Here is a 6,175-nt window from a genome sequence, read left to right as displayed (position 1 = left end):
CAAATTTTTTGAAATATTTTTTATGTAAGAAAAGCCTTTAAAATAAGGGATTTAAAAGAATTGCATAAAACTAAATAGCTTATTAGAAATTTAAAACGTCGGAACTTTCATAGTACTTCGACGGAAGACGGGTTTTAATCTTTATTGATGTCGGACATAGAAAAGATATCTATTTGTTTTAAGGCATGTGTATTTATTTTCAAGCTGTCAAGTAAAAACACTTGACAGCTTCTTTTTATGCTGTTATACTCTCACAGTATGGAAAATAATGATATAGAAAAATATATCAATCAAGGGATTCTTTATGATTTCTATGGTAAGCTTTTGACAGGGCATCAGCAAAGAATTTATGAAGATGTAGTTTTCAATGATTTGTCACTAAGTGAGATTGCTGAAAATGAGGGAATAAGCAGACAGGGTGTGAGCGATCTTATAAAAAGATGCAATAAATCTCTGGTTTCTTATGAGGAAAAGCTTGGTTTGATAAAAAAATTTGATGAAACAAAATCCTATGTAAAAGAGATACAAAGGATTGTTAAGATATATCAGGACACAAAGAATGAAGAACTTATATCAAAGATAGAAGAGCTTTCATTCAAGATACTGGATGTATAGGAGGTTTGAATGGCTTTTGAAAGCTTATCCGAAAAACTTCAAAATGTTTTCAAAAATCTTCGTGGCAAGGGCAGACTTACTGAGGATGATGTAAGGGCCGGATTAAAAGAAGTAAGACTGGCACTTCTGGAAGCTGACGTAAGTTTTAAAGTTGTAAAAGATTTTATAAAGAGTATTCAAGAAAAGGCAACAGGTACTGATGTACTCAATTCACTTACACCGGCTCAGCAGGTTATCAAAATAGTTAATGATGAGATGGTTTCTTTAATGGGTAGTGAGACTACAGAAATAAAGATTAAACCGTCAGGAGAAATGACTATAATATTGATGGCAGGTCTTCAGGGTGCAGGTAAGACAACAACTACCGCAAAGCTTGCCGCAAAATTAAAGAAAAAAGGAAACTCACCTCTTCTTGTAGGTTGTGATATTTACAGACCTGCTGCTATAGAGCAGTTAAAAAGAAATGGTGAAAAGGTGGATGTACCTGTTTTTGAGATGGGAACCGATCACAAACCTGCAGAGATTGCTAAAAGAGCTGTAGAATTTGCTAAGGAGAATCATCACAACATTATATTCCTTGATACTGCAGGTCGTCTGCATATCGATGAAGATATGATGAATGAGCTTATAGAGATAAAAGAAAATGTAACTGTTGACGATATCATTTTGGTAGTAGATGCCATGACAGGTCAGGATGCGGTAAATGTAGCCGAGACCTTTAATGAAAAGCTTGATATTACCGGAGTAATACTTACAAAGCTTGACGGTGATACCAGAGGTGGTGCGGCTCTTTCAGTACGTGCCGTTACAGGTAAACCGATACTCTATGTAGGTATGGGAGAAAAACTCTCCGATTTGGAGCAGTTTTATCCTGACAGAATGGCAAGCAGAATTCTCGGAATGGGAGATATCCTTTCTCTTATTGAAAAGGCCGAGATGGATATGGACAGTGAGAAAGCTAAGAAGCTCTCACAAAAGATTGCCAAAGCGGATTTTGATTTCAACGATTTCCTTGATCAGCTGGAACAGCTTGAGAAGATGGGCGGTATGGCGAGTGTACTCAGCATGTTGCCGGGAATCGGTGGTAAGGCTGCATTACCTGAGGTGGATGACAGCCAGATGATAAAGATAAAAGCTATTATTCAGAGTATGTCTGAAAAGGAAAGGCTTGATCCAAGTCTTTTGAACCCTTCAAGAAAAAACAGAATTGCAAAGGGTTCAGGTGTTAATATTGCTGATGTCAACAGACTTGTAAAGCAATTTGAACAGATGAAAAAGATGATGAAGCAATTCCCGGGTATGATGAAGAACGGCAAAAAGAGAGGGGCCCTTGGCGGACTCTTCGGAGGAAAATTAGGTTTTTAAAGGATTTTATTCTAAATAATTAGAATTAATCATATATAGATTTTTATAGCTATTAGGAGGATAATAAAATGGCAGTTAAGATGAGATTAAAGAGAATGGGACAGAAGAAGGCACCTTTCTATAGAGTAGTAGTGGCTGATGCCCGTTCACCAAGAGACGGTAGATTTATCGATGAGGTTGGTTATTATGATCCGACAGTTGAGCCAAGTGTAATCAAGTTTGATGAGGAGAACACAAAGAAGTGGCTTGCTAACGGTGCACAGCCGACAGATAGAGTTGCTAAGCTTTTAAAGAGTGCCGGATTAGTATAATAAGGACTGATTATGAAAGAAGTCATTGAGGTTATAGCAAAAGCTTTGGTAGATGACCCGGCTCAAGTAAAAGTTGAAGAGACAATCGATGGTGATACTACTATCTGTACATTGTCTGTAGCCGAAGCTGATATGGGCAAGGTTATAGGGAAGTCAGGAAAGATAGCTAAGGCTATTCGTTCTATTATAAAATCAGCATCTATAAGAGCTGAAAAAAGAGTAGTATTAGAAATAAAATAACAAAACAAGCTGCTACATTTGTAGTAGCTTTATTGTTATTTAAAGGCTGTATTAAGTAATTTTTGAAAGTGAACAAAATGATAGATAGATTTAGAGTGGGAGTCATCACAAGCTCTCATGGAATAAAGGGTGAGGCAAAGGTATATCCTACATCTGATGACCAAAACAGATTGAAAAAGATAAAGAAAGTATATGCAAATATTAAGGGAGTCGAGACTGCACTTGATATTGAAACTGTCAGATTTCAAAAAAATATGGCACTTGTAAAGTTTAAGCAGTTTAACACTCCTGAAGAAATACAGGCACTTAGGAATACAGACCTCTTTGTAGACAGACAAAATGCCACACCTTTAAAAAAGAATGAAAACTATATTGCGGATCTTATAGGTCTTGATGTAATTGATGAAGAAGGTATTTTACTTGGTAAGGTTACAGATATATTCCCTACAGGTGCTAATCATGTAATGGAAGTGGATATGGGAGAAAAGAAGGTATTATTTCCATACATCAGCCAATGTATACTGGATGTTGATCTTGAAGAAGGAAAGATTAGAGTCCATGTTTTGGACGGACTTTTGGATTTATAGATATGAAGTTTTTTTGTTTAACATTATTTCCTGAAATGATAGAAATGTGTATGAACACAAGTATAATAGGTAGAGCCATAAAAAATGATTTGATATCAATGGAAGCTATAAATATTCGTGATTATACACTTGATAAACATAGAAGAGTGGATGACTATCCATACGGCGGCGGTGCAGGAATGGTAATGCAGGCAGAGCCTATTCACAAAGCATATGAGAGTATCTGTGACAGACTGGATAAAAGAGCTAAGCTTATATACCTTTCACCACAGGGTAAAGTGTTTGATCAAAATGATGCAAAAGAACTTGCAAAACTTGATGAAATAGTTTTTCTTTGCGGGCATTATGAAGGTGTCGATGAGAGAGCACTTGAACTTACAAATGCGCAGTGTTACTCCATAGGAGACTATGTACTTACAGGTGGAGAGCTACCGGCGCTTGTAATGATGGATGCAATCGCAAGGATGGTAGACGGAGTACTTACCAATAATGAAAGTGCCGATTTTGAGTCATTTGAAGACAATTTGCTCGAGTATCCGCAATATACAAGACCTGTAGAGTATGAGGGACTTAGAGTACCTGATATGCTTCTTTCAGGGCATCACAAAAATATAGAAGAGTGGCGTAGAAAAGAGTCTATAAAGAGGACTTATCTTAACAGACCGGATTTACTTTTGAGCGCCAATCTTTCAAAAAAAGATTTAATTTATCTGGAGCAATTGAAGCAGGAAAGTAGTGAAATAGATGATTAGAGAAGAAATTAATGAGATCAAAAAGCAATTTAACAAGGATACCAATGTTATCACAAAGTATGCCGGTTGCTATGTTGATGCTGAAAAGAATATAAAATTTATGAATAAGGATGCTTTCTATTCATTACCCGAGGAGGATGCTTTCAAATATGAGGAAATATTTAGAAAAACCATGTCAGGAGCTATTGGAAAGTCGCTTCTAACCTTGGAGTTTTCTTTGGATGATGAAGGTGAAGATTCTCCACATGCATTTTTGATGAAACTTAGGGAGAGCAGACTTGATGATGAATTGCTTTTGGATGAATTCTTCAGAAAAGTAATAGAATCCTATGAGCATGCTGAAAATTACTATATCATACTTATAGATATTATGTATGATATCCCCGGTAAGGCAAGCGATAAACTTGTAATGGATGATGCTTCAACCGAAGTTTATCATGCACTGCTATGCAGTATTTGTCCTGTAAGCCTTTCAAAGCCTGCACTCAGCTATTTTGCCAATGAAGGTGTAATTGCAAACAGAGTCAGAGACTGGATAGTAGGTATGCCTATGCACGGATTTTTATTCCCTGCATTTACAGAAAGAACTACAGACATACATGCGGCTTTATACTTCAGCAAGAAAAATGATGCACTTAATGAGAGCTTTATAAATGAAATAATAGGTGTTGAGCCTCCTATGTCATCAGTTATGCAAAAAGAAACTTTTGAAGCTGTGCTTTATGATATTTTAAGAGATGAGCTTACAATGCCTGTTATGTCATCTTTAAGTTCAAATATGCTTGATTTGATTGCTGAAAACTCCGATAACCCTGAGCCTTTGGTACTTACAAAAAATGATATGGTTAAGATTATATCAAAAAGTGGAGTATCAGATGAAGCAGTGGAATCATATGAGAAAAGTGCAGATGCAGATATAGAAGTACTGGCAGATAATGTAATAGATACAAAGAAATTTGAAGTTAAAACACCGGGTATTACTGTAAAGACCGATACAGATTCTATTGAAAAGCTCGAGACAAGGATTATAGACGGAAGGAAATATATCCTTGTGCCTATAGAAGATGATGTGGAAGTTAACGGAATGCCTGTAAAGAGTATTTAATACTATTGACATTTTGTATAAAAAGTTTTAGAATTAAGTTAATAAAAATTAATATTTCTTCGGGGCGGGGCGTAATTCCCCACCGGCAGTATAGTCTGCGACCTGCATGAGCAGTTGATTTGGTGAAATTCCAAAACCGACAGTATAGTCTGGATGAGAGAAGAGTGTTTTCAAATTCATTTGCTTATGCCCCCTATAGATAATATAGGGGTTTTTGCATTGAAGAAAACCACTCCGAAGCATAAGCTATGGAGGTAGTTATGTTAAAAACAGTAGTTGAAAATTTGGTTTTTGTAGCGGAGTTTCTGGGAATAGTATTTGCTACATTTTTAGTTGCATATCTTTTTGAGAAGATAGCAAATAAGAGGTCCGGCTATACAGGTCCTGTTATTACCACTCAAAAGATTGCAATGGTCGGTTTGTTCGGTGCTATAAGTACAATACTCATGATGTTTGAGTTCCCTGTACCTTTTGCTCCTACATTTTACAAACTTGACTTTTCCGAGTTACCTGTAATGATAGTAACCTTTGCTTTCGGACCGGTTGCCGGAATACTTACAGAGTTTATAAAGATACTTTTAAAAGTAATGTTTAGATCAACTACCACAGCATTTGTGGGCGAGCTTGCAAACTTCTGTGTAGGAGCATCTTTAATCCTTCCTTCAAGTATAATTTATATCTTCAACAAAACAAGAAAAGGGGCTTTACTCGGAAGTATAGCAGGAACACTTACAATGACAGTATTCGGATCGCTTTTTAATGCATTGTATCTTTTACCTAAGTTTGCACAGATGTATGGAATGGATCTTAGCGCACTTGTGGGAATGGGAAGTGCACTAAATCCAGCAGTAACAAGTATTCAAACCTTTGCATTGATGATAGTTGCACCGTTAAATCTGTTAAAGGGTTGTATGATTTCAGTCCTTACAATTGCTTTATATAAGAAATTTTCACCGATATTAAAGCAAAGCAATTCATTCAGAGAAGTGAATACAGTAAAATAGACTTTTACCGGCACGTAAGTGTCGGTTTTTTCTTAGGTTTTCTTGCTTTTTTTACATTAAATTCCTGTCTTTGACAGTTTCAAAAGTTAAAATGCCCTTGAACCCCAGTATTTTACTGGCTTTCAGGGCATTTTTATTTCGTTTTGAAAATAAAAAAATAGTATTTTATTTTCCTTTGCTTTGTTTTTGTATTGTC

General features: G+C 36.1%; 8 protein-coding genes and 1 riboswitch. All 8 genes read left to right on the top strand.

Annotated elements, in window-relative coordinates:
- The first annotated feature begins 258 nt into the window (after positions 1 to 258).
- On the top strand, positions 259 to 615 hold the full coding sequence (gene ylxM, locus SBH76_RS13295) for a YlxM family DNA-binding protein (protein WP_317978154.1): 357 nt from the start codon (positions 259 to 261) through the stop codon (positions 613 to 615).
- A 9-nt stretch (positions 616 to 624) separates the two neighbouring features.
- Positions 625 to 1,980 carry a signal recognition particle protein gene (gene ffh / locus SBH76_RS13290; protein WP_317978153.1) on the top strand — a complete coding sequence of 452 codons (1,356 nt, stop codon included), beginning with the start codon at positions 625 to 627 and terminating at the stop codon, positions 1,978 to 1,980.
- A 68-nt stretch (positions 1,981 to 2,048) separates the two neighbouring features.
- Positions 2,049 to 2,291 carry a 30S ribosomal protein S16 gene (gene rpsP / locus SBH76_RS13285; RefSeq protein WP_007591924.1) on the top strand — a complete coding sequence of 81 codons (243 nt, stop codon included), beginning with the start codon at positions 2,049 to 2,051 and terminating at the stop codon, positions 2,289 to 2,291.
- Positions 2,292 to 2,303: 12 nt separating this feature from the next.
- Positions 2,304 to 2,531, top strand: coding sequence for a KH domain-containing protein (locus SBH76_RS13280; protein WP_007591925.1), 228 nt, complete (start codon positions 2,304 to 2,306; stop codon positions 2,529 to 2,531).
- Positions 2,532 to 2,608: 77 nt separating this feature from the next.
- Positions 2,609 to 3,118 (top strand): ribosome maturation factor RimM, encoded by a 510-nt coding sequence (gene rimM / locus SBH76_RS13275; RefSeq protein WP_034213976.1) that lies wholly within the window; start codon positions 2,609 to 2,611, stop codon positions 3,116 to 3,118.
- Positions 3,119 to 3,120: 2 nt separating this feature from the next.
- Entirely contained in the window at positions 3,121 to 3,870 is a 750-nt protein-coding gene (trmD, locus tag SBH76_RS13270; protein WP_317978152.1) for a tRNA (guanosine(37)-N1)-methyltransferase TrmD, read from the top strand.
- Entirely contained in the window at positions 3,863 to 4,975 is a 1,113-nt protein-coding gene (locus tag SBH76_RS13265; RefSeq protein ID WP_317978151.1) for a DUF4317 domain-containing protein, read from the top strand. Before trmD ends, SBH76_RS13265 begins: the two co-directional genes overlap by 8 nt.
- Positions 4,976 to 5,026: 51 nt before the next feature.
- Positions 5,027 to 5,144: riboswitch (FMN riboswitch) on the top strand.
- 91 nt (positions 5,145 to 5,235) lie between these two features.
- On the top strand, positions 5,236 to 5,979 hold the full coding sequence (locus tag SBH76_RS13260; protein WP_317978150.1) for an ECF transporter S component: 744 nt from the start codon (positions 5,236 to 5,238) through the stop codon (positions 5,977 to 5,979).
- Positions 5,980 to 6,175: the final 196 nt, after the last annotated feature.

Source organism: Lachnoanaerobaculum sanguinis, assembly GCF_033242365.1.
Lineage (GTDB): Bacteria > Bacillota > Clostridia > Lachnospirales > Lachnospiraceae > Lachnoanaerobaculum > Lachnoanaerobaculum sanguinis.
Note: the sequence above shows the minus strand (reverse complement) of the source record. Positions and strands in the feature narration are given on the sequence as shown.